General features: G+C 67.6%; 16 protein-coding genes and 3 pseudogenes. 12 read left to right on the top strand and 7 right to left on the bottom strand.

Features of this window, described 5'->3' with window-relative positions:
- Positions 1-24 precede the first annotated feature (24 nt).
- The 3 genes from BST40_RS00070 (at position 25) to BST40_RS00080 (ending at position 6,831) form a co-directional block, all read left to right on the top strand.
- Positions 25-1,845 carry a thiamine pyrophosphate-requiring protein gene (locus BST40_RS00070; protein ID WP_075547138.1) on the top strand — a complete coding sequence of 607 codons (1,821 nt, stop codon included), beginning with the start codon at positions 25-27 and terminating at the stop codon, positions 1,843-1,845.
- Positions 1,842-4,997 (top strand): FAD-binding and (Fe-S)-binding domain-containing protein, encoded by a 3,156-nt coding sequence (locus BST40_RS00075; protein ID WP_083153067.1) that lies wholly within the window; start codon positions 1,842-1,844, stop codon positions 4,995-4,997. The genes BST40_RS00070 and BST40_RS00075 overlap by 4 nt, the downstream gene beginning before the upstream one ends.
- A 670-nt stretch (positions 4,998-5,667) precedes the next feature.
- The gene (locus tag BST40_RS00080; RefSeq protein ID WP_083153069.1) at positions 5,668-6,831 is read left to right on the top strand and encodes an alpha-hydroxy-acid oxidizing protein; all 1,164 of its coding nucleotides are present in this window, start codon (positions 5,668-5,670) and stop codon (positions 6,829-6,831) included.
- On the opposite strand, the gene BST40_RS00085 is transcribed toward BST40_RS00080, so the two are convergent.
- Both BST40_RS00085 and BST40_RS00090 read right to left on the bottom strand, forming a co-directional pair.
- Positions 6,822-8,399, bottom strand: coding sequence for a DNA polymerase Y family protein (locus BST40_RS00085; protein WP_162877409.1), 1,578 nt, complete (start codon positions 8,397-8,399; stop codon positions 6,822-6,824). The two genes, BST40_RS00080 and BST40_RS00085, sit on opposite strands and share 10 nt — an antisense overlap.
- Positions 8,400-8,401: 2 nt before the next feature.
- The gene (locus tag BST40_RS00090; protein WP_075547135.1) at positions 8,402-9,064 is read right to left on the bottom strand and encodes a hypothetical protein; all 663 of its coding nucleotides are present in this window, start codon (positions 9,062-9,064) and stop codon (positions 8,402-8,404) included.
- A 109-nt stretch (positions 9,065-9,173) separates the two neighbouring features.
- Between BST40_RS00090 and BST40_RS00095 the strand changes: the two genes are divergently transcribed.
- A complete protein-coding gene (locus BST40_RS00095; RefSeq protein ID WP_371686876.1) occupies positions 9,174-9,827 on the top strand; it encodes a hypothetical protein in 654 nt (217 codons plus the stop codon).
- 92 nt (positions 9,828-9,919) lie between these two features.
- Here the strand turns inward: BST40_RS00095 and guaA are convergent, their stop codons facing one another.
- A complete protein-coding gene (gene guaA / locus BST40_RS00100) occupies positions 9,920-11,500 on the bottom strand; it encodes a glutamine-hydrolyzing GMP synthase (protein WP_089024953.1) in 1,581 nt (526 codons plus the stop codon).
- Between the two features lie 111 nt (positions 11,501-11,611).
- Complete coding sequence (locus BST40_RS00105) at positions 11,612-12,259, bottom strand: winged helix-turn-helix transcriptional regulator (protein WP_083153070.1); 648 nt, start codon at positions 12,257-12,259, stop codon at positions 11,612-11,614.
- A gap of 79 nt (positions 12,260-12,338) precedes the next feature.
- Here BST40_RS00105 and BST40_RS32800 point away from each other — a divergent pair.
- The 5 genes and pseudogenes from BST40_RS32800 to BST40_RS00130 all read left to right on the top strand — a co-directional run bounded on the left by BST40_RS32800 (position 12,339) and on the right by BST40_RS00130 (position 19,030).
- Positions 12,339-13,891, top strand: a pseudogene (locus tag BST40_RS32800) (MFS transporter).
- Positions 13,892-13,941: 50 nt separating this feature from the next.
- Positions 13,942-14,757: a class I SAM-dependent methyltransferase gene (locus tag BST40_RS00115; protein ID WP_075547132.1), complete on the top strand. Its 816-nt coding sequence runs from the start codon at positions 13,942-13,944 to the stop codon at positions 14,755-14,757.
- Positions 14,754-15,590: a methyltransferase domain-containing protein gene (locus BST40_RS00120; RefSeq protein ID WP_075547182.1), complete on the top strand. Its 837-nt coding sequence runs from the start codon at positions 14,754-14,756 to the stop codon at positions 15,588-15,590. The genes BST40_RS00115 and BST40_RS00120 overlap by 4 nt, the downstream gene beginning before the upstream one ends.
- 289 nt (positions 15,591-15,879) lie before the next feature.
- Positions 15,880-16,670: pseudogene (locus tag BST40_RS00125) on the top strand (beta-phosphoglucomutase family hydrolase).
- Entirely contained in the window at positions 16,667-19,030 is a 2,364-nt protein-coding gene (locus tag BST40_RS00130; RefSeq protein ID WP_075547130.1) for a glycoside hydrolase family 65 protein, read from the top strand. The pseudogene BST40_RS00125 and the gene BST40_RS00130 overlap by 4 nt, the downstream one beginning before the upstream one ends.
- Before the next feature lie 8 nt (positions 19,031-19,038).
- Here the strand turns inward: BST40_RS00130 and BST40_RS00135 are convergent, their stop codons facing one another.
- Complete coding sequence (locus BST40_RS00135; RefSeq protein WP_075547129.1) at positions 19,039-19,602, bottom strand: TetR/AcrR family transcriptional regulator; 564 nt, start codon at positions 19,600-19,602, stop codon at positions 19,039-19,041.
- Positions 19,603-19,660: 58 nt separating this feature from the next.
- On the opposite strand from BST40_RS00135, the gene BST40_RS00140 reads away from it, so the two are divergent.
- Positions 19,661-20,551: a TauD/TfdA dioxygenase family protein gene (locus BST40_RS00140; protein ID WP_075547128.1), complete on the top strand. Its 891-nt coding sequence runs from the start codon at positions 19,661-19,663 to the stop codon at positions 20,549-20,551.
- A 12-nt stretch (positions 20,552-20,563) separates the two neighbouring features.
- Here BST40_RS00140 and BST40_RS00145 read toward each other — a convergent pair whose 3' ends face one another.
- A complete protein-coding gene (locus BST40_RS00145; protein WP_075547127.1) occupies positions 20,564-22,300 on the bottom strand; it encodes a GMC oxidoreductase in 1,737 nt (578 codons plus the stop codon).
- A gap of 70 nt (positions 22,301-22,370) precedes the next feature.
- Here BST40_RS00145 and BST40_RS00150 point away from each other — a divergent pair.
- A pseudogene (locus BST40_RS00150) lies at positions 22,371-22,487 on the top strand (antitoxin); the annotation flags it as partial.
- 7 nt (positions 22,488-22,494) lie between these two features.
- Positions 22,495-22,695: a hypothetical protein gene (locus BST40_RS00155; protein WP_075547126.1), complete on the top strand. Its 201-nt coding sequence runs from the start codon at positions 22,495-22,497 to the stop codon at positions 22,693-22,695.
- A gap of 71 nt (positions 22,696-22,766) precedes the next feature.
- On the opposite strand, the gene BST40_RS00160 is transcribed toward BST40_RS00155, so the two are convergent.
- Positions 22,767-23,894, bottom strand: a complete 1,128-nt coding sequence (locus tag BST40_RS00160; protein ID WP_075547125.1) for a GuaB3 family IMP dehydrogenase-related protein — start codon at positions 23,892-23,894, stop codon at positions 22,767-22,769.
- Positions 23,895-23,897 lie beyond the last annotated feature (3 nt).

The following is a 23,897-nucleotide window of genomic DNA, read 5'->3' on the forward strand; positions in this document are numbered from 1 at the left end:
TAGTTGCCGAACCGGAGGAGCACCATGCCCAAGACCGCCGACTTTATCGTTGATCGCCTGCGACAGTGGGGAATTCACCGAATCTTCGGATACCCCGGCGACGGGATCTTATCGATGCTCGGCGCTTTGGACCGGGCCGGCGGCGACCCGGAACTGATCCAGCCGCGGCACGAGGAGATGGCCGCCTTCATGGCCACGGCGCACGCCAAGTTCACCGGCGAGATCGGCTGCTGCCTGGCCACCTCCGGCGGCGGGGCCATCCATCTGCTCAACGGCCTCTACGACGCCAAGCTCGACCACTATCCGGTGGTCGCCATCGTCGGTCAGCAGAAGCGGATGTCACTCGGCGCGGCGTTCCAGCAGGAGATCGACCCGAATTCGCTGTACAAGGACGTCTCCTCGGACTTCGTCCAGACCTGCATGGCACCCGAACAGGCGCGGCATCTGGTGGATCGAGCATGCAAGGTGGCGCTGAACAACCGGACGGTGGCGACCATCATCCTGCCCGAGGATGTGGGTGAATCCGACGCGGTGCCCTCGCCGCCGCGGATGCACGGCGCGGTGTTCAGCAGCATCGGCTGGACCAAGCCCCGGGTGATTCCGCCGAAGTCCGAACTCGAGAAGGCGGCGCAGATCCTCAACGCCGGGCACAAGGTGGCGATCGTCGTCGGGCAGGGTGCGGCCGAGGCCGCCGACGAGGTCGTGCAGGCGGCGGAATTGCTCGGCGCCGGGGTGGCCAAGAGTTCGCTGGGCCGTGCCGTGCTCCCCGACGACCTGCCCTATGTCACCGGCCCGATCGGGCTGTTGGGTTCCACCGCCAGCCAGGCCATGATGTCGGACGCCGACACCCTGTTCTTCATCGGCACCAGCTTCCCCTACGCGGAATGGTTACCCAAGGAGGGGCAATGCCGCGGCGTCGAGATCAACATCGACGGCCGGATGATCGGAACCCGTTACCCGATGGAGGCCAACCTGGTCGGGGACTCCAAAAACACGCTGCGCGAGCTGATTCCGCTGCTGCAACGCAAGGACGACAGGTCGTGGCAAGACAAGATCGAAAAAGAGGTCAAACAGTGGTGGGCGGTGCTGGACAAGCGGGCCCACGACAAGGCCGATCCGCTGAACCCGGAGCTGGTGGTGCACGAGCTGTCGAAGCGGTTGCCCGACAACGCGATCCTGACCACCGACGCGGGTTCGGTCGCCAACTGGTGGGCCCGCCACCTGCGGCTGCGCCCGGGCATGGCCGCTTCGCTGGCCGGGAATCTGGCCACCATGGGACCGGGCACGCCGTATGCGATCAGCGCCAAACTGGCCCATCCCGGACGTCCGGTGATCGCGCTGGTCGGTGACGGCGTGTTCCAGATGAACGGGCTGGCCGAGATGATCACCGTCAAGCGCTATAAGGACCGGCTTTCCGACGGCCCGCTGATCTTCTGCGTCTTCAACAACGAAGACCTCAACCAGGTGACCTGGGAGCAGCGGGCGATGGGCGGAGAGCCGAAATTCGAAGGATCCCAATATATTCCAGACGTGCCCTACGCGGAGTTCGCGAACCTGCTGGGGCTGACGGGGATTCGCTGCGACGACCCGGCCAAGATCGGCCAGGCCTGGGACCGGGCGCTGGCGGCCAGCACTCCGGTGGTGCTGGAGGTGGTCGTCGACAAGGACATTCCACCCGTCCCGCCGCACATCAAGACGATGATGGCGAAAAAGACCGCCAAGGCGGTGCTGAAAGACCCGGACCGGGTCAGCATCACCAAGAAGGGCGCCAAGCAGAAAATGCACGAGTTCACCGAGTCGATCAAAAGCGTTGGCGGGCGGAGCTCTGAGGACGGGGAGGAATGAGCCTGCTTCGCGCCGACCAGGAGCGGACGATCCCGGCCCGGCCGGACAGCCGTTTCGTGGCCGGAATGGCCACCGTCGACAAGGTCAACGTCACCGGGCTGGAAAACCAGCTACGCCGCCATGTCAGCGGCGAAGTGCGCTTCGACACCGCCACGTTGGCGATGTACGCCAACGACGCGTCGAACTTCCGTCAGGTTCCGATCGGTGTGGTGATCCCCAAGACGCTCGACGACGTCGTGCACACGATCCGGGCCTGTCACGCCTACCACGCCCCGGTGCTGTGCCGCGGCGGCGGGACGAGCCTTTCCGGTGAGACGGTCAATGTCGCTGTGGTGATCGACTTTTCGAAATATCTCACCGACATCGTCGACATCGACCCGCAGTGCCGGCTGGCCACCGCGCAGACCGGAGTGATCAACGAGCAGCTCAACAAGGCCACCGGCGAATACGGATTGGTGTTCGGGCCCGACCCGTCGTCGCATTCGCGGTGCACGCTGGGCGGCAACATCGGCAACAACTCGTGCGGCGTGCACTCGATCCAATCGCAGTTCTACGGGCCGGGACCGCGAACGTCGGACAACACCTATGCGCTCGACATCGTCACTTACGAGGGCGCGCGGTTCACCGTCGGCGTCGACGAGGAAAAGGATCTGGACGCGATCATCGCCGCGGGCGGCCGCAAGGGCGAAATCTATGCGGCGCTAAGGGATTTGCGTAACGAGTACGCCGACGACATCCGCAACGGCTTCCCCTCGGTGGACGAGCTGCCGCGGCGGGTTTCCGGCTACAACCTCGACGAGTTGCTGCCCGAGAAGGGATTCAACGTTGCCCGCGCTCTGGTCGGCACCGAAAGTACCTGTGCGGTAGCGCTTACCGCCACGGTGATGCTCACCCCGGCCATGACGCACCGCACCGTGGTCGTGGTCCACTTCGAATCCCTCGGCGAGGCCGGCGACATGGCGCCGGAGATGATGGAGTGGAAACCGATCGGCCTCGAGGCCGTCGACCATCTGCTGGTGCATGATCAGGAATTGACCGGCACCAACCCGGCCGGCCGCGCGGCCTTACCGCGTCCGGACTCCACCGGCGCCTGGCTGATGGTGCAGTTCGGCTCCGACGATCCTGGCGAATCACTGGACCGCGCCGAAGAATTCGTGCGGTGGCTGAGGAAGAAAAAGCGGGTCGATGACGACCGCATCGTGCTGGCCCGCAGCAAGCAGGACGGCGGCAACAGCGCCGAGCTCTGGGCAATCCGCGAGGCCGGCCTGGGGTCCACCGCTTTTCCCATCGACAGCGGCAACCACTGGCCGGGCTGGGAGGACTCCGCGGTACCGTGGCGGCGCGTCGGCGACTATGTGCGCGATCTACAACAGCTGTACGCCAAGTACCAGCTGCGCGGCGCCATGTATGGACACCTCGGTCAGGGATGCATCCACTCCCGGGTGAAGTTCGACCTGCGCCACCGGGACGGGCTGCAGACCTATCGCAATTTCCTGGAAGCCGCCGGCGATCTGGTGGCCTCCTACGGCGGCTCGATGTCCGGCGAGCACGGTGACGGGCAACAGCGCGCCGAACTGCTCGGCAAGCAGTACGGCCCGCGGCTGCTCGAAGCGATGCGAAAATTCAAACTGATCTGGGATCCCGAGTGGAAGATGAACCCGGGCAAGGTGATAGATCCCTATCGGTTCGACGAGAACCTCAAGCTGGGCACCGACTACAACCCGCCGCGGCCCAAGGTGAAGTTCGCCTACCCCGAGGACCATGGCGATTTCTCGCATGCGGCGCTGCGCTGCGTCGGGGTCGGCAAGTGCCGGGTGCCCGAGGCGCAGACCACCATGTGCCCCAGTTATCAGGTGACCAGGGAAGAGAAGCACTCTACCCGCGGACGGGCCCGGCTGCTGTTCGAAATGCTGCGCGGCGAGGTGATCACCGACGGATGGCAGTCTGCCGAGGTGGCCGACGCACTGGATCTGTGCCTGGCGTGTAAGGGCTGCACCAGCGACTGCCCGGTCGACGTGGATATTCCCACCTACAAGGCCGAATTCCTCTACCATCATTTCCGGTCGCTGCGACGCTGGCGCCCTCGGTATGCCTACGCGTTCGGGTTTATCGATCAGGCCGCCAGGTTGGCCAGTGCCATGCCGGAGTTGGCGAACTTCGCCACTCAAACGCCGGTCCTGTCCCGAATTGCCAAGGCGATAGCCGGAATCGACCGGCGTCGGCCGCTGCCCACCTTCGCGCCGATGACGCTGCAACAGTGGTTTTTCGCCCGACCAGTAGTCAACTCCGGGGGTCCGCGTGTCATCCTGTTTCCCGATACCTTCAACAACCGGCTGCACACCGATGTCGGGGTGGCCTGCGTGCAAGCCATTGAGGCGGCCGGCTGGCAGGTCGTGATGCCCATGGGCCACATCTGTTGCGGCCGCCCGCTGTATGACTACGGCTTCCTCGACATCGCCGAGCGTTACCTGCGGCATGTCATCGGGCGGCTGCGCAGCGAAATCCGTGCTGGCACACCGATTGTCGGGATGGAGCCGAGCTGCCTGGCGGTCTTCAAAGACGAACTTCCCAAACTGCTGCCCAACGACGACGACGCGGACCGGTTGGCGCGCAACAGCTATCACTTCGCGCAGTTCTTCACCGAGTTCGACGTCGAGGTGCCCAAAGTCGCCGGCGCGCGGGCGCTGCTGTGGGGTCACTGCCACCAGCGGGCCACCGACGGGGTCGACGCCGATCAGCAAGTGCTGCGGCAGATGGGCATCGATGTCCAACCGGTCTCCGGCGGGTGCTGCGGGCTGGCCGGGTCCTGGGGATTCGAGCAAGGCAAGTACCAGCTTTCGCTCGAATGTGGCGAACGGGCGCTGTTGCCGGCCATCCGGAAAAATCGCGATGCGCTTGTGGTGGCCAACGGATTCTCCTGCCAGACCCAGATCAGCGATTCGGGATCGGCGAACGCGCTGCACCTGGGGCAACTGATGGCCATGGCCAACGCATCGGCTGACATCGGCTCCGCGGCTCCCCCGGGCCGGCCCGCGCCGGACTCGCGCACCCGCGCCACCCGGGCGGCGGTTCCGACGGCGGCGCTGGGCGCCGCAGCGGTGGGCGGCGCCGCCCTGGCGCGGAAATTTTGGACCGGCCGCCGAGCCTCCTAGGAGGGGGCCCCGCGACGGCACCGCCCGACGTATTGCATACCGCCGCTGTGACACCGATCACAGGCGACGCGGCCGGTCCGGGATGCTCGTCCTAACCGGCTCACTCGAAAATTTCATGGGCAGCACGAATGCTGCTGGTCAACAATGTCTTCTTGCGCAGCCTTGGATGCCTGGCTCTGTTTTCCGCGCGCCGATACCACACCGTCGCTCAAACCGCTCGTGCTGGCAGGCGTCCGGGAATGTCTCACGTTCTTACCGAATCGGCTGTCAGGCCGCCGGTTTCGAGTGTGCAGTGACGGCTTTGACTGTGTATCTAGGGCGGGAACCGCCGCGATCGGCCGCCCTGACGGCACACTCGGCGCCACCAGCACACACTCGGCGCCATCAGCCCCGCAACCAACCGCATCAGCACGCGATTTCCATCTCCCCATACCGGAGCTGCTGCCCCACGACCGCTCACGGCGACAAGCCATGGCGCCCAACGGCGTCGTCGCGACGAGGTGGGCAAACTGCACACCCGCCTCGGCGCCGGGGTAGGTGTGACGGGTGTGGTGCAGCCGACTCCAGGGCGTCGCCGAGCGAACCCGCGGCGGCGACGCCGTCGCCGAGAACCGTTGCCGACCGCACGGCGGCGTCGTTTGGCCAACAGCTCGCGGGGTATCCGAAGGCCATGGGGTTCGCCGAATATCAGAACGAGCTCTATCAACAGGGACAGGCCGGCCGCCAGCCGCCGTACCCGATCGACTTCGCCGAGCTAGAGGCCAAGGCAGCGGCGGCCATGCCGGCGAAAGTGCTGGGGTACGTCGCCGGTGGCGCCGGAGACGAGCACACCCAGCGCGCCAACGTCGAAGCCTTCAAACGCTGGGGTGTGTTCCCCCGCATGGGGATTGCTCCCACCGAACGCGATTTGTCCATCGAGTTGTTCGGCATCAGGTTGTCGTCCCCGGTCTTCATGGCCCCCATCGGTGTCATCGGTGTGTGCGCCCAGGACGGCCACGGCGACCTGGCCGCGGCACGGGCCTCGGCCCGCACCGGGGTGCCGTTCTTTGTGGGGACACTGACGGCCGACCCGATGGAAGACGTCGCCGCCGCACTCGGCGACACGCCCGGATTCTTCCAGCTGTATACGCCACCGGACCGCGAGATGGCCACCAGCCTGGTGCGCCGGGCCGAAGCATGCGGCTTCAAGGCCATCGGGGTCACCCTCGACACCTGGGTCACCGGTTGGCGGCCGCGCGACCTGAGTGCCGGCAACTACCCGCAGGTGCCCAGCGGTTGCCTGAGCAACTACACCTCCGATCCGGTTTTTCGCGCCAGTTTGCAGCCGGGCGAGGACGCCACAGAGGCGGCAGTGCGCAAGTTACCGATCTTCGGCGGCCCGTTCCGCTGGGACGACCTGGAGTGGCTGCGGTCGCAGACCGACTTGCCGCTGATGGTCAAGGGCATCTGTCACCCCGACGACGTGCGTCGCGCCAAAGACCTTGGAGTCGACGGCATTTACTGTTCCAACCACGGCGGCCGGCAAGCCAACGGCGGACTGCCCGCACTGGATTGTCTGCCTGGTGTGCTCGCAGCCGCCGACGGGCTGCCGGTGCTGTTCGACTCGGGCATCCGCGGCGGCGCCGACATCATCAAGGCCCTGGCGATGGGAGCAACCGCGGTGGGGATCGGCCGGCCCTATGCCTACGGGCTGGCGCTTGGCGGTGTCGACGGCATCGTGCACGTGTTGCGCTCGCTGCTGGCCGAGGCGGACCTGATCATGGCGGTCGACGGCTATCCCTCCCGCAAGGACCTGACGCCCGAGGCATTACAACGCGTCGAGGTTTACTCATAGCTTCCCTCGAGATACCAGCGCCGCTGGCGGTAGCACAGCAGCAACGCGCGCTCACTCTCCAGCAGCACCTGGGCGCGGGCGGTGCGGCTTCCCCCTTGACCGGCTTCGGGCCGGTCATCCCACCACCGCTCGTCGACCGGCCATGGTCCGGCCCACCAACGCAGCCGATCGTCTCGACCACGGGACGTCAATCGCGCCGGGTCGGCGGAGAACATCCCCCGGCCGGTTACCCGTACCGGATTACCTTGGGCGTCAAGCAGTTCCACCGGATCGTCGAGCAGCACCGCCGGCGACGGCTCGGGTAGTTGGCCCGGCCACGGCTGACTCGGGTCGGCTTGCGGCACCGGCTCGTCGCCCAGCGGGGTCAACGTGATGCGCTCGGCCGGCCCGCGACCGCCGGACAGCACCGGCACCTGCACCGCCTCCGGGCCCAGCAGACCTTGCACCCGCACCAGCGCCCGACGTGCCCGCAGCCGGTCTTCTTCACCCAGGCCACCCCATAGCGGCAACTGCAGCGCCCCGGCGGACACCACCTCGATCGCCTGCAACCGCAGCCGTGTCACCGGCGCGGTGGGCCGGTCGCGGGCGGTCCGGTTGGTCAGCCATCCGTCCAGTTGCCAACGCACCCGGTCGGCGGTGGCATCCTCGGTCAGCGGTTCGGCGCAGCGCCACACCCGGCTGCGCTCTTCGCCGTTGGCGGTCACCGCGTGAATGGCCAGTCGGGTACATCCCACGCCGGCGGCCATCAGCGCCTGATGCAGCATTCCGGCCAGCGACCGCCCGGCAAATGCCGCGGCATCGATCCGGTCGATCGGTGGATCGCAGTCCAGTACGGCGTCGAGTTCCGGCGGCGGTTCGCGTCCGGAGGGAAGACGTTCGGGTTCACCGCGGGCGAACCGGTGCGCGGCCACCGCGTCGGCTCCGAACCGGGATGCGATATCGGTGCGGGATAATGCGGCGAACTGACCAATGGTCCGAATCCCCAACCGCCACAACAGATCCGTCAACTCCTCTCGCCCCGGCCCGGACAGGCTCGGCTCGGTGGCAAGCTGGCGGATCGACAACGCCGACAGGAACCGCGCGTCCTGCCCGAGCTCCACGACGCGACCGGCACGCGCGGCGTAAACCGCGGTGGACAATTCGTCGGCGATCCCGACCTGACACTCGGCGCCCGCCACCGCCACCGCGTCGATCAGCCGCTCGGCCGCCTGCTGCTCGGACCCGAAAAACCGCGCCGCGCCACGCACCGGCAACACCAAGAGCCCGGGCCGCAACACCTCGGCGCGGGGCACCAGATCATCTACCGCCGCGATCACCCCTTCGAAGAAACGAGCGTCGCGGTCGGCGTCGGCGGTCGCGATGTGCAATTGCGGACAACGGGCCGCCGCCTCCCGGCGCCGTAGCCCACGGCGTACTCCGGCCGCACGCGCCGTCGCCGAGCAGGCAATCACCCGGTTGGCCAAAGTGACCGCGACCGGAGCCGTCGCCGGCTGGCCCGCGGCTGCGGCCGCCGCGACCGCGGGCCAGTCCATGCACCAGATCGCCAGCACTCGGGACGAGGCCACCAGGTTCACCCCATTCGCACTCGGTCGACCGGCTGCCCCCGCGAGCATCCGCTGACCTGTAGCCGCACCCGGCTGATCCGCCCGAATCCGGGTGTGGGTGTGCCCCGGCTGCCCGCCGTGATCTCATAGCCGCAGACCCGGGCTTCCAACCGGGTTGACGCCCCTTCCCAGTCGCCGTCGGTGACCAGCAGCGTGCACCCCTTGTTGCGAGCCCGCGCCACCACGGCCCGCGCCCGGGTCCGCGTCACCCGGCATCCGCCCAGGCCGAGGACCACCAGATCCATGCCGTCGAGGAGCACTGCGGCCACTTCCACCGGATCGGTCCCGGGATCCGGTATCACCGCGAGGCGGCTCAGGTCGGCTCCCATCTCCACCGCGGCCAGCAGCCCGATATCCGGTTGGCCGACGATGGCGGCGTTGCCCCCGGCCGCCGTCACCGCGGCCACCATGCTCAGCAGCAGCGAACGGGCTCCGGACAGCATCGCCACCGCTCCCCGGGGCAGCAGTGCCGGCAACTCCGGGACGGCCAGCGTGGATTCCGATTCCGGCAGCAGGTCATCGGAACGAACGAGGTCTTTTCCGGACAGCACGGCGATCTGCCGGCGCAACGATTCCAGCTGCTCAGCACGGCTTCCATGCGGTGGGCGGGAGGCGAAAGCCGCAGTCATGACTCGCCCTCCTACCAGCTCTTGAACTCATATTTTCGAATGTATGTTCGATACAGTCGAGTAAACACCCACCCGGCGACAGCCGTCAAGCAACGTGAGAAGCTGCTGTGTGCGTTCGGTGCTGGTGTGGCTGATGGTGTGTTCGGGCAGCGTTTTCGCACCGGCCAGCAGCGCTGCCGGATCCTGTCAACCGGCGGAGCTGTTCGCCACCGACAACACCTGGGTCATCACCGGTCCCGATGCCCAGGCAGCCGGCCAATTGCACGACGACCTGGAGCCCTTCGAGCGTCAAGCCGCGATAACCATCGCCCAGACCGGCGCCGAGGTGACGGGATCGACCTTGGTCGACGGCGTGTTCTGGTCGGCTACGCTGCAGCAGATCGCCTACGAGCGCGCCCGCCAGTTCCATCTCTGCGTGGTCGACGAACCCGCGCTGCACATCGCCGCGGAGGCGATGAATCGCCAGTTCCACCAGGAAACGGCGCTGACCTTCGAATACCTTCCGCAAGGTGCGCCCGAAGCCGACGCGATCCTCATTGCGGTGCCCCACATTGACATCGCGCGCTTCGGCGATGCGTTGATGGCCGATTCGGCCGCACGCCAGCGACTGCTGGGCGGATCTGTCACCACGGCCGACCACACCTTGCTACTAGTCGCCGCCAACCGCGATCTCGATATCGCCCGCCAACTCGTCGAGCAGGCCGGCGGGTCCTGGGCCGCGGCCACAATCGACTACGGCAGGCGCGAACTCGTCCAGACGTAACGCCGAGATCGCCGCCATGGCTGCGGTCGATGTCCGGGCCACGACCGTGGCGGCAATTTCGGTGCCCGACCCCGATGTGAAGTGACTCCCGGCTACTCCCACTCGATGGTGCCCGGCGGCTTGCTGGTGATGTCCAGCACCACGCGGTTGACCTCGGGCACCTCGTTGGTGATGCGGGTCGAGATCCGCTCGAGCACCTCGTAGGGCACCCGGGTCCAGTCGGCGGTCATGGCGTCCTCACTGGATACCGGGCGCAGCACAATCGGATGCCCGTAGGTGCGGTTGTCGCCCTGCACACCGACCGAACGGATATCGGCCAGCAGCACCACCGGACACTGCCAGATCTGGTTGTCCAAACCCGCGGCGGTCAGTTCCTCACGCGCGATCGTGTCCGCGCGCCGCAGCGTCTCCAGCCTGGCCGCGGTGACCTCACCGACAATCCGGATACCCAGGCCCGGTCCCGGAAACGGCTGGCGCGCAACGATTTCCTCCGGCAGACCCAACTCCCGTCCCACCGCGCGCACCTCATCTTTGAACAACAGCCGCAGCGGCTCAACGAGTTTGAACTTCAGGTCCCCGGGCAGGCCGCCTACATTGTGGTGGCTCTTGATGTTCGCGGTGCCACTGCCACCGCCGGATTCCACCACGTCGGGATACAACGTGCCCTGCACCAGGAACTCAACCTCACGCCCGTCCAACACATCTCGCACCGCACCCTCGAAGGCCCGGATGAACTGCCGGCCGATGATCTTGCGCTTGCCCTCGGGGTTGTGCACCCCCGACAGCGCCGCCAGGAAAGTGTCCGCCGCGTCGACGGTGACCAGGTTGGCCCCGGTGGCGGCTACGAAGTCACGCTCCACCTGCGCACGCTCACCGGCGCGCAACAAGCCGTGGTCGACGAAGACACAGGTCAGTCGGTCCCCGATCGCGCGCTGCACCAGCGCCGCGGCTACCGCGGAATCCACTCCCCCGGACAGACCGCAGATGGCATGCCCATCGCCGATCTGCACACGCACCTGCTCGATCAGCGCGCTGGCGATGTTGGCCGGCGTCCACTCCGCGCCGATCCCGGCGAACTCGTGCAGAAACCGGCCCAGCACCTGTTGCCCGTGCGGAGTGTGCAGCACCTCCGGGTGGTACTGCACACCGGCCAGGCGCCGTTCCCGGTTCTCGAAGGCAGCCACCGCCGCCCCCGCGCTACTGGCCACCACCTCGAATCCCTCCGGGGCGGCTGTCACCGCGTCACCGTGGCTCATCCACACCGGCTGGACCTGTGGCAGGTCCGAATGCAACTTGCCGCCAAGGACTTTCAGTTCAGTCCGGCCATACTCACTGGTGCCGGTGTGGGCGACCGTCCCGCCGAGCGCCTGTGCCATAGCCTGAAACCCGTAGCAGATACCGAACACCGGCAGACCCAGCTCGAACAGCGCCGGATCCAGCTTGGGAGCGCCGTCGGCGTAGACGCTCGCCGGTCCGCCGGACAGCACCAGCGCCCGCGGATTACGGGCCTTGATCTCCTCGACGGCGGTGGTGTGCGGAACCACCTCCGAAAAAACCCGGGCTTCTCGGATCCGGCGGGCGATCAATTGGGCATATTGCGCACCGAAGTCCACTACCAACACCGGCCGCGGCGGCACATGTCCAGCTGCTTCGGGATCGTCAGGTTTCGCCACGCCGCAAGTTTAGTGGTGCCGCCACCCGGTTCCCGCCGCACGGTGTGCCCGGCCGCACTGCGCGCCCTCCGACCCGCCGCGCGGCCGGGCACCATGCCGCCAATCTCGTTGCTAGCCGGACGGCAACGAAAATGCCTGGCGCACCGCGTCGATCGCGTCGTGGTCGCCGTCGAATCGGATTCGGCGCAGCGCCGCCTGGCGGTCGGCCTCACCGGCACCGAGGCGGGCGGCGACCAGATCCGCCGCGTCGGCGGTGATCGTGACCGATGGCTCGCCGCGCGCGCCGCCGAGACGGCCGTGTGTCACGGCGAACTCGAACCGGCGGCCGTCGACCTCGACGCGGCAGGTCGCCTCCACACCCGCGGCCTTCAGCGGGTCGAAGCCCAGCAGTATCCCGGCCAAAAATCCGTTCAACGGCGACACCTGGCCGTCGTCGACGGGATCGAGCAGGTCCAGTCCGAACCGCGCGATGCTTCCCAGGACGGGAGGCACCCGCTGCCAACCGACGTCGCTGAGGGTGTAGACGGTGCGCCCGATCGGAGGTGGTAAGTCGGTGCGCTCGACCAGCCCGAAGTCCTGTAGTTGTTTGAGCCGCTCGGCAAGCAGGTTGGTGGCGATGCCGGGCAGTGCGGCGCGCAGATCGCCGTAGCGGCGGGGACCGCCGACCAACTCACGCAGGACCAGCAGGGTCCACCGCTCACCGAGGATGTCGAGCCCGCGCGCGATGGGGCAGTTCTGGTTGTAGTTGCGGGTCGCCATTGCGCCAGCCTATCGACAGTAGACATCTTTTTCCACCATATACTTGATTATCTTGTCTTATAACTTTACTATCTTGTCCATGACTCTTCCGGCCTTCCGCAACCATCCCGTTCCGGCGCTCGCCGTCATCTGCCTCGGCGTCTTCGTCATCAGCGTCGACGCCACGATCGTCAACGTCGCCCTGCCCACGCTGTCGCGCGAACTGAGCGCCGACACCGCGCAGCTGCAATGGATCGTCGACGCCTACACCCTGGTGATGTCCGGCCTGTTGCTGTCGGCCGGCAGCCTCAGCGACCGCTACGGCAGGAGCGGCTGGCTCAACGCCGGCCTCGTCCTGTTTGCGATCACCTCCGGCGTTGCCGCACAGGTGAATTCGGCGGACGCGCTGATCGCGGCGCGGGCCGCCATGGGTGTCGGCGCGGCGGTGATCTTCCCGACCACCCTGGGCCTGATCACCAACATCTTCACCGACCCCGTCCCCCGGGCCAAGGCGATCGGTGTGTGGGCGGCCATGGTGGGCGTCGGGGTGGCCGTCGGGCCGATCAGCGGCGGCTGGCTGCTCGAACACTTCTGGTGGGGCTCGATCTTCATGGTCAACATCCCCATCGCGATCATCGCCAGCGCCGGCGGAATGCTGTTCGTCCCGACCTCGCGCGACCCGGCGGCACCCCGGGTCGACGTCCCCGGCCTGCTGCTGTCCGCGGTGGGTATCACGGTGTTGGTCTACACCGTCATCGAGGCACCCACCTGGGGCTGGACCAGCACCCGAACCGCCATCGGATTCGCTTTGGCCACCACGGTTCTCGTTGGCTTCGCGCTGTGGGAACGGCGCAGCGGCCACCCGATGGTGGACGTGTCGGTATTCGCCGACCGTCGTTTCTCCGCGGCAGCCTGGCGGTGACCGCAGGCTTCCTGACGCTGTTCGGGTTCATCTTCGTCATCACCCAGTACTTCCAATTCATCAAGGAATACCGGGCATTCGAGACCGGGGTGCGGCTATTGCCGGTGGCGCTGTCGATCGCGCTGGCCAGCGTCCTGGGGCCGCGGCTGGTCGAGCGGGTCGGCACCACCGCCGTCGTCGCCGCCGGTCTGGGCGTGTTCGCCGCGGGCCTGGCCTGGGCGTCCACGGCCGATGCCGCCACGCCGTATCGCGAGATCGCGATGCAGATGCTGCTGCTCGGCGGCGGGCTCGGCCTCACCACCGCACCGGCCACCGAGGCGATCATGGGCTCCCTTTCGGCGGACAAGGCCGGGGTCGGCTCGGCCGTCAACGACACCACCCGCGAACTCGGCGGTACCCTCGGCGTGGCCATCGTGGGCAGCGTCTTCGCGTCCGTGTATTCGGGCCGGCTCGGCGCCAGCGCGGCGCTGACGACGCTGCCCGCCGACGTCCGCGCAGCCATGCGGCACTCAATCGCGGCCGCCTACAACGTGATCGGGCGGCTGCCGGCAGACCATGCCGTCGCCGTCCGCGGCACTGTCGACCGCGCCTTCCTCGACGGCCTGCAGGCCGGATCCCTGGTCTGCGCCGGCATCGCGCTGGCCGCCGCCGTCGTCGTCGCGGTGTTCTTGCCGGCACGCGCGCCACACCCAACCGCGCCCACCCCGGCAACTGCACTGACGCGAACGTAACGGCTTGCGACTCAACACACCACAACCCCGGAAGACAGGAGACCAACACGATGAGTAGCACCTATGTCTTGGGCCACAACGACATCGAGGTGCAACGGTTGCTGCTGCAGGGACGACTGTACAACGACTACACCGAGCATGCGCTCCGGCTCGCCGGGCTGCGGCCGGGCATGCGGGTACTCGATGTCGGCTGCGGGCCCGGTGACGTGTCGTTCATCGCGGCCCGGCTGGTCGGCCCCACCGGAACCGTTCTCGGCGTGGACGCCGCGCCCGAGATGATCGGGCTCGCCCGCGCCCGTGCCGCCGAACAAGGTTTGCCTACAGTGCGATTCAAGCAAGCCGCCATCGACGCGGTCAGCGAGGACGAACCAGTCGACGCGGTCGTCGGCCGGTTGATCCTGATGCACCTGCCCGACCCGGCCGCCACGCTGCGACACCTCAGCTCATTGGTGCGCCCCGGCGGCATAATCGCCTTCTCCGAGAACGACATCACCGGGACCCGCAGCGTTCCGGAGCTGCCGCTCTTTCGGCGCGTGACGACGCGGATCGCCCGCGCCTTCGAGGCTATCGGGCTGCCGCCGAGTTTCGGCACCAGCCTGCACACGGTGTTTCAGGACGCCGGTCTGGGCGCACCACGTCTTACCCTCGGCACCCCCATCGGTACCGCCGCCGACACCGAGATCTTGGCCTACGCCGCCGAAGTATGGCGGTTGGTGTCTCCGACAGCACAACGGCTGGGCTTCGCCATCGACGAGCTCGCCGACATCGACGAATTCGTGCCGAGATTCCGCCGCGAGATGTTGGCGGTCAACGCCGTCGTCACCATGCCTCCGCTGATCACCGCGTGGGCCCGGGTGCCGAAATGACCGACAGCCAGATCCATACCCAGTATTCGACTGGCCTGACTCAGGCCAATATCCGGCAGGCTCTGCTGGCCGCCGGAAAAGATCTCGAGCACCTGCGGCCCGCGGACCTGACCATGCTGGAGGACTTCCACACGATGGGCCGCTTTGCCACCACGGAATTGGTGGACCTGATCGGGATTACCGCCGACATGCGGGTTCTCGACGCCGGCAGCGGGATCGGCGGTACCGCCCGCTTCGTCGCCGATCGGTGCCGGTGCCGGGTGACCGCTGTCGACCTGACCGATGAGTACTGCCAAACCAATCGTTGGCTCAATCGACTTGTCGGGCTCGACGAGCGGATTAGCGTCTGGCAGGCAGATGTCACCGAACTACCCTTTGCCGAAGCCACTTTCGACGTTGTCTTCAGCCAGCATGTCCAGATGAACGTGGTCGACAAGACCCGCCTCTACCGGGAAACGCGTCGGGTAACCGTCGCCGGTGGCCGACTTGCCCTGTGGGACATCACTATTGGCGAGCCGGGTGAACTCGATTATCCGCTGCCCTGGGCCGACCAACCCGGACGTAGCCACCTGGTCACTGCCGGCGAGTTGCGCGCCGTCGTCGAGTCGGCAGGGTTCGCGGTCGAGCACTGGAGCGATCTCACCGAGCAGGCCACCGCGACGATGCAGCTGCTGCTGTCACTGCCCGCCAACCCGCTTGGGCTGCACGCCTTCGTCGCCGACTTCGCACAGAAGGCCGAGAACCTCACCCGTGCGCTCGCTGACGGACGGCTGCGAGCGATCCGGGGGATCGCCAGAGCCGGAGCCGGGGCCAGAGCCGGGGCAATCAGTTAACTCGTTGCCGCCAAAGGGTTTCCATTGCGAAGCGCACCCATCGGCACCAGCGCTGACGCGTCGTTTGAGGCGTCGAGGTCTCGGATCATTGTCGGATCATTGCACCGCGCGGGATCGCCACTCACCGGGTCGTCCGGGGCCGCGGCGGTAACCGCGCCGCCACCATGTTCGCCACCTCCGCGGGCGCGCCGGCGCCGTCCGCCTCAACTCGGACCCGCGGCGCCGGGATGCCCGATCCACATGAACGTGTCAGGGTCACGCGCTAAGGTGCCGTCATCGCCAGGGTGAGATGGTGGACTGGTATCACCCAAATAACTGTGAGCGGGAGCGAGGTTGCCTGTGCTGGGTCTGCCGGAGAAGGTGCGTGCCTGTTTGTTCGACCTCGACGGTGTCCTCACCGATACCGCCAGCGTGCATACCAAGGCCTGGAAGGCCATGTTCGACGCGTACCTGTCCGAGCGGGCCGAGCGCACCGGGGAACCCTTCGTCCCCTTCGATCCGGCCACCGACTACCGCCGGTACGTCGACGGCAAGAAGCGCGAGGACGGGGTGCGGTCCTTCCTGGACAGCCGGGGAATCCAGCTGCCCGACGGAAATCCCGACGACCCCGGCGAAGCCGAAACGGTTTACGGGCTGGGCAACCGCAAGAACAACATGTTCCAGCAGGTGCTGCGCGACGAGGGGGTCGAGGTGTTCGACGGGTCGCGGCGCTATCTGGAAGCGGTCGCGGCGGCCGGGCTGGGCATCGCCGTGGTGTCGTCGAGCGCCAACACCCGCGACGTGCTGCAGATCACCGGCCTGGACCGGTTCGTCCAGCAGCGGGTGGACGGCGTCCGGCTGCGCGAAGAGCACATCGCCGGCAAGCCGGCCCCCGACTCCTTCCTGCGCGGGGCCCAGCTGCTCGACGCCGACCCGGACACAGCCGCCGTATTCGAGGACGCGTTGTCGGGCGTGCAGGCCGGAAGGGCCGGTAATTTCGGGTTCGTGGTAGGTGTCGACCGAGTGGGCCAGGCCGAGGACTTGCGGCGCAACGGCGCCGACGTGGTGGTCAACGATCTCGCCGAACTGCTCCAGTCATGATTACTGAAGAAGCCTTCCCCGTTGAACCGTGGCGGGTTCGCGAGACCAAGCTCGACCTGAACCTGCTGGCGCAGTCGGAATCGCTGTTCGCGTTGTCCAACGGACACATCGGCCTGCGCGGCAACCTCGACGAGGGCGAGCCGTACGGCCTGCCCGGCACCTACCTGAACTCCTTCTTCGAGATCCGGCCGCTGCCCTACGCCGAGGCGGGATACGGGTACCCCGAGGCCGGCCAGACGGTCGTCGACGTCACCAACGGCAAGATCCTGCGCTTGTTGGTCGACGACGAGCCGTTCGACGTCCGCTACGGCACGCTGATCTCCCACGAGCGGGTTCTCGACCTGCGCGCCGGGACACTGACCCGCCGGGCCCACTGGCAGTCGCCGGCGGGCAAGCAGGTCAAGGTGGTATCCACCCGGCTGGTGTCACTGGCCCACCGGGCCGCCGCCGCCATTGAGTACGTGGTGGAGGCCGTCGGCGAATTCTCGCTTGTCACAGTGCAATCCGAACTCGTCACCAACGAGGACCAACCGGAGACCTCCGCCGACCCGCGGGTGTCGGCGATCCTGGAGAAACCACTGGAGGCCGTCGACCACGAATGCACCGAGTGCGGCGCGCTTCTCATGCACCGCACCCGCAGCAGCGCCCTGATGATGGCCGCCGCGATGGACCACGAGGTCGAGGTTCCCGGCCGGGTCGAAATCACCACCGACGCCCGCGCCGACTTGGCCCGGACCACGGTGATCTGCGGGCTGCGCCCGGGACAGAAGCTGCGCATCGTCAAATACCTGGCGTATGGCTGGTCCAGCCTGCGCTCCCGCCCGGCGCTGCGCGACCAGGCTGCCGGGGCGCTGCACGGCGCGCGCTACAGCGGGTGGCAGGGGCTGCTGGATGCGCAACGCGCCTACCTCAACGACTTCTGGGAGAACGCGGACGTCGAGGTGGAAGGCGATCCCGAGTCCCAGCAGGCGGTCCGGTTCGGGCTGTTCCACCTGTTGCAGGCCAGCGCGCGCGCCGAACGCCGCGCCATCCCGAGCAAAGGCCTCACCGGCACCGGCTACGACGGACACGCCTTCTGGGACACCGAGGGTTTCGTGCTGCCGGTGCTGACCTACACCGCGCCGCACGCGGTCGCCGACGCGCTGCGGTGGCGGGCCTCGACGCTGAACCTGGCCAAGGAGCGGGCCGCCGAGCTCGGCCTCGACGGCGCCGCGTTCCCCTGGCGGACCATCCGCGGGGAGGAGTGCTCGGCCTACTGGCCGGCCGGCACGGCCGCCTGGCATATCAACGCCGACATCGCGATGGCGTTCGAGCGGTACCGGACCGTCACCGGCGACCACACGCTCGAAAAGGATTGCGGCCTGGCCGTACTGGTGGAAACCGCCCGGCTGTGGCTCTCGCTCGGCCACCACGACCGGCACGGCGTGTGGCATCTCGACGGGGTCACCGGCCCCGACGAGTACACCGCCGTCGTGCGTGACAACGTCTTCACCAACCTGATGGCCGCACACAACCTGGTTACCGCCGCCGACGCCTGCCTACGCCACCCGGAGACGGCCGAAACCATGGGCGTCACGACCGAAGAGATGGCCGCCTGGCGCGACGCCGCCGACGCCGTGAACATTCCCTACGACCAGGAGCTGGGGGTTCACCAGCAGTGTGAAGGGTTCACCACGTTCGCCGAGTGGGACTTCGAGGCCAATACCACCTACCCGTTGCTGCTGCACGAGGCTTACGTGCGGCTCTACCCCGCGCAGGTGATCAAGCAGGCCGACCTGGTGCTGGCCATGCAGTTCCAGAGCCATGCCTTCACCGCCGAACAGAAGGCGCGCAACGTCGACTACTACGAGCGGCGGATGGTGCGTGACTCGTCGCTGTCGGCCTGTACCCAGGCGGTGATGTGCGCCGAGGTCGGACACCTGGAGCTGGCCCATGACTATGCCTATGAAGCGGGCCTGATCGACCTTCGCGACCTGCACCGCAACACCCGCGACGGGTTACACATGGCCTCGCTGGCCGGCGCCTGGACGGCGCTGGTCGGCGGCTTCGGCGGGCTGCGCGACGACGAGGGCGTGCTGTCCATCGATCCCCAACTGCCCGACGGCATCTCGCGGCTGCGCTTCCGGCTGCGGTGGCGGGATTTCGGGGTGACCGTCGACGCCAATCACTCCGACGTCACCTACACGCTGCGCGACGGGCCCGGCGGCGAGCTGACGATCCGGCACGCCGGCGAGGACATCAAACTGGACACCTCGTCGCCGTCGACCATTGCCGTGCGCCCGCGCAAGCCGCTACTACCGCCTCCGCCGCAGCCGCCGGGCCGCGAACCGGTCCACCGCCGGCGCATCGCCGGCCACTGAGGCGGGGCTCAGCGCGGTTCGAGTATCCGCTCGACCTCGGCTTGCACCGCGCGCCGCAGTTCGTCGTCCGACAATTGCACACCGGTCGCCGAACGCAGCATAGGCTCGAATAGCCGCCAACCCAGCCGCAGCGCAACGGCATTGGCGACGGCCAGGCGCGCGCTGGCATCGTCGTGGTGGCGGGTTCGCACATAGTCGAGCAGTTCGGCGAGGTTGGGAAAACGCGCCTGCAGTTGCTCGGCCGAATATCCGTCGAGCAGTGTCCGGGCCCACACCCGCGTCTGGCGGTCGAGCGCGCGGTCGAGCGCCTCGGCGGGTGCCCCGGAGCGCAGCAGCGCGGTCAGCTTGGCGCCGAGATGATTGAGCACGGCGCCGACGAGCTGTTCCTTGGTCCCGAAATGCCGAAACACCAACCCGTGGTTGACCTTTGACCGGGCGGCGATGTCCCGGATCGACGTTGCGGCCGGACCGCGTTCGGCGAACAGGTCGGCGGCCGCCTCCAAAACCGCGGCGGCCACCTCGTCGCGCCCCGAGGGTGCCGCCAGGCGATCGGTTGCCGGTAGTGTAGTCATGCGACTACACTACCGGTGTAGTCAATTGACTACACCGGTCTTCTCGAGGATGACAGCAATGACCAACTTGATTGCAGTGCACAAACTGAGCAGCCGTATCGGTGCCCGAATCGACGGCGTCCGCCTTGGCGGCGACCTCCCACCGGCCGCGGTCGAGCAAATCCGCACCGCGCTGTTGACCCACAAGGTGATTTTCTTCCGTGACCAGCACCACCTCGACGACCAACAGCAGCTCGCATTCGCCGGCCTGCTGGGCACCCCAATCGGCCACCCGGCCGCCTCTGTTCTGGCCGCCGAGAACGCGCCGATCATCACCCCGATCAACTCCGAATACGGCAAGGCCAACCGCTGGCACACCGACGTCACCTTCGCCGCCAACTACCCTTCGGCCTCGGTGCTGCGCGCGGTCACCCTGCCCGGCTACGGCGGGTCGACGCTGTGGGCCAACACCGCGGCGGCCTACGAAGGACTGCCCGAACCGCTCAAGTGCCTGGCCGAAAACCTGTGGGCGCTGCACACCAACCGCCATGACTACCTGCATGCCGAACCACTGACCGAGGCCCAGCGGGCGCACCGGCAGGCGTTTCAGAAACCCGATTTCCAGACCGAGCATCCGGTGGTGCGGGTGCACCCGGAAACCGGTGAGCGCACCCTGCTGGCCGGCAGCTTCGTGCGCAACTTCGTCGGCCTGGACAGCCACGAGTCAAGCGTGCTCTTCGAACTACTACAACAGCGAATTACCATGCCGGAGAACACGATTCGCTGGAACTGGGAGCCGGGCGATGTCGCCATCTGGGACAACCGGGCAACCCAGCACCGGGCCATCGACGACTACGACGACCAGCATCGGCTGATGCACCGGGTCACCCTGATGGGCGACGTGCCCGTCGACGTGCACGGCCGGCGCAGCCGCGTGGTCAGCGGGGCACCGCTGGCTTTGGCCGGCTGAGGAGCCGGCTGATCAGCCTGTCTTGCTGACCGGATCGACCGGCAGCCACCGCAGCGCCCCCGGCGCGCCGGCGGGCACCACCGGATGCTCCGGCTCGATGGGCTCCAGCCGACGGTAGGCATCCCCCTGCAGCGGCCGCTGGTCGTTTTGGCCCTTGTTGGGCCAGAGCGACGCGGCGCGCTCGGCCTGAGCGGCGATGGACAGCGACGGGTTGACACCGAGGTTCGCCGAGATCGCGGCACCGTCGACCACAAACAGCGTCGGATAGCCGTAGACCCGGTGATAGGGGTCGATCACGCCGTTCTCCGGGCTGTCCCCGATCACCGCGCCACCGAGGAAGTGCGCCGTCAGCGGGATGTTGAACAGCTCGCCCCAGGTGCCCCCGGCTACGCCGTCGATCTTGGCGGCAATGCGGCGGGTGACCTCGTTGCCGATCGGGATCCAGCTCGGGTTCGGCTGGCCGTGTCCCTGCTTGCTGGAATACCAGCGGATACCGAGCTTCCCCCGCTTGGTGAACGTGGTGATCGAGTTGTCCAGGTGCTGCATCACCAGCGCGATCACGGTCCGCTCGCTCCACTGCCGGGGGTTGAGCAGCCGGATCATCTTGCGCGGATTCTCGCCGGCCTGCACCAACAGCTGTTTCCAGCGCGGCACCTCAGTGCCCTCGGGACCGGTACCGTCGGTCATCAGCGTCTGCAGCAGCCCCATCGCGTTGGATCCCTTGCCGTAGCGGACCGGCTCGACGTGGGTGTCCGGTGTCGGGTGGATCGACGACGTGATCGCCACCCCGTGGGTCAGGTCCAGGTCCGGCGAGACCTTCAGCCGCGCGGCGCCGACGATCGACTCGGAGTTGGTCCGGGTCAACACGCCCAGGCGCTGGGAAATTCGGGGCAACTTGCCTTTGTCGCGCATCTTGAACAGCAAATGCTGGGTGCCCCAAGTGCCCGCCGCCAAGATCAGGTACGTGGCGGTGAAGGTGCGCCGGTCGCGGCGTGTCCAACTGCCGGTGCGCACGGTGCGAACCTCCCACAGCCCGTCGGCCCGTTGTTCGAATCCCTTCACCGTCGTCATCGGAATCACTTGCGCCCCAGCCGATTCCGCCAGCCCAAGGTAGTTCTTCAGCAACGTGTTCTTGGCGCCGTGGCGGCAGCCGGTCATGCACTCACCGCATTCGATGCAGCCGGTGCGGGCCGGCCCGGCGCCGCCGAAATAGGGGTCGGGCACGGTTTTGCCCGGCGCCTTGGTGCCGTCGGGGCCGAAGAACACCCCGACCGGCGTCGGCACCCAGGTGTCACCGAATCCCATCTCGTCGGCGACTTCCTTGACGATGCGGTCGGCGTCGGTGAAGGTCGGATTTTTCACCACGCCCAGCATCCGCTGCGCCTGCTCGTAATGCGGCATCAGCTCGTCGCGCCAGTCACTGATGTGCTGCCACTGCTGATCCTTGAAGAACGGCTCCGGCGGCACGTACAGGGTGTTGGCGTAGTTCAGCGACCCGCCGCCCACCCCGGCGCCGGCCAGGATCATCACGTTGCGCAGCGGGTGGATACGCTGGATGCCATAGCAACCCAATCTGGGTGCCCACAAGAACTTCCGCAGATCCCAGGACGTCTTGGCGAACTCCTCGTCGGAGAACCGGCGGCCCGCCTCCAGCACACCTACCCGGTAGCCCTTCTCCGTCAGCCTCAGCGCACTGACGCTGCCCCCAAAACCTGAACCGATAATCAGGACGTCGTAATCCGGCTTCATCGATGCAGTATGACCTTCTTTACACTCGCCCCGTCAAGGGGCCACCCCGCCACCGGCGGGCTGATGGTGCCGTGGCCTCACCCCCGCGCGTGTCGAGACCGACGACGAGTTGCCCGTGATCCGGGTTTCGGCCGGCACACCACCGGTCACCCCCGAGATGATTCGGCGCGCCGCCGACGAGGACTGACCCGGGCGTGGCGCTGCTCGATGTCAATGCCCTGGTCGCGCTGGCGTGGAATTCACACATCCACCAGGTGGACCGCCAGGTGATCGACGCGCACCTGCTGGCGCTGGCCCGCCGCCGGGGAATTCGCCTGATCACCTTTGGCGCCACCCTGGTCGCCCTGGTCGCTCTGGGGGAAGGGCGCGACGTCGAGTTTCTGACGCCGCTGTAGACCACCCGCCAGCAGACGCAGAATCGCACAGCGCGGGGCCCGCGCGTGCGATTCTGCGTCTGCTGGCCGGCTCAGCTGCCGACCGTCAGGCCGACCTTCTGGAACTCCTTGAGATCGCAATAACCGGCCTTGGCCATCGACCGGCGTAACCCACCGACCAGGTTGAGGGTGCCGAACGGGTCATCGGACGGCCCGTTGAGCAGCCGTTCCAGCGGTGGCCGCTCACCCACCGCGATCTGCAGCAACGCCCCGCGCGGCAACGACGGGTGCGCCGCCGCGGCCGGCCAGAACCAGCCCTGGCCCAGCGCCTCGGCGGCCTCGGCCAACGGCGTGCCGAGCACCACCGCGTCGGCCCCGCAGGCGATGGCCTTGGCCAGTTCGCCGGAGGTGTGGATATCGCCGTCGGCCAGCACGTGCACGTAGCGGCCGCCGGTCTCGTCGAGGTACTCGCGCCGCGCGGCCGCGGCGTCGGCGATCGCGGTGGCCATCGGGACGCTGATGCCCAGCACCTCGTCGGTCGTGGTCACCCCCCGCGTGGAGCCGTAGCCCACGATGACGCCGGCGGCGCCGGTGCGCATCAGGTGCAGCGCCGTGCGGTGGTCCTGCACACCGCCGGCGACCACCGGAATGTCGAGCTCGGCGATGAAGGTCTTCAGGTTCAGCGGCTCCCCGTCGCTGGCTACCCGCTCGGCCGAGACGATCGTGCCCTGGATGACCAGCAGGTCGATCCCCGCCTGCAGCAGCACCGGGGTCAGCGACTGGGCATTTTGCGGACTGACCCGCACCGCGGTGATCACCCCGGCCTCCCGGATGCGGGCCACGGCGGCGCCGAGCAACTCGGGGTTCAACGGCGCCGCATGCAGTTCCTGCAGCAGCCGAATCGCCGCCGAGGATTCGGGTTCCTTCTCGGCAGCCTCGACAAGTTGCGCGATCCTGGTTTCGACGTCGGCATGCCGGCCGATCAGTCCCTCGCCGTTGAGCACTGCCAGCCCGCCCAGCCGGCCCAGTTCGATCGCGAACCCCGGCGATACCAGGGCATCCGTCGGGTGTGCCAGCAGCGGGATCTCGAACCGGTAGGCGTCGAGCTGCCAGGCCGTGGACACGTCTTTCGACGAACGGGTCCGCCGCGACGGGACGATGCTGATGTCACTGAGTTCATAGGTGCGCCGTGCCGTGCGGCCCATGCCGATCTCGACCATGAT

It is taken from the genome of Mycobacterium persicum (assembly GCF_002086675.1).
GTDB classification, from domain to species: domain Bacteria; phylum Actinomycetota; class Actinomycetes; order Mycobacteriales; family Mycobacteriaceae; genus Mycobacterium; species Mycobacterium persicum.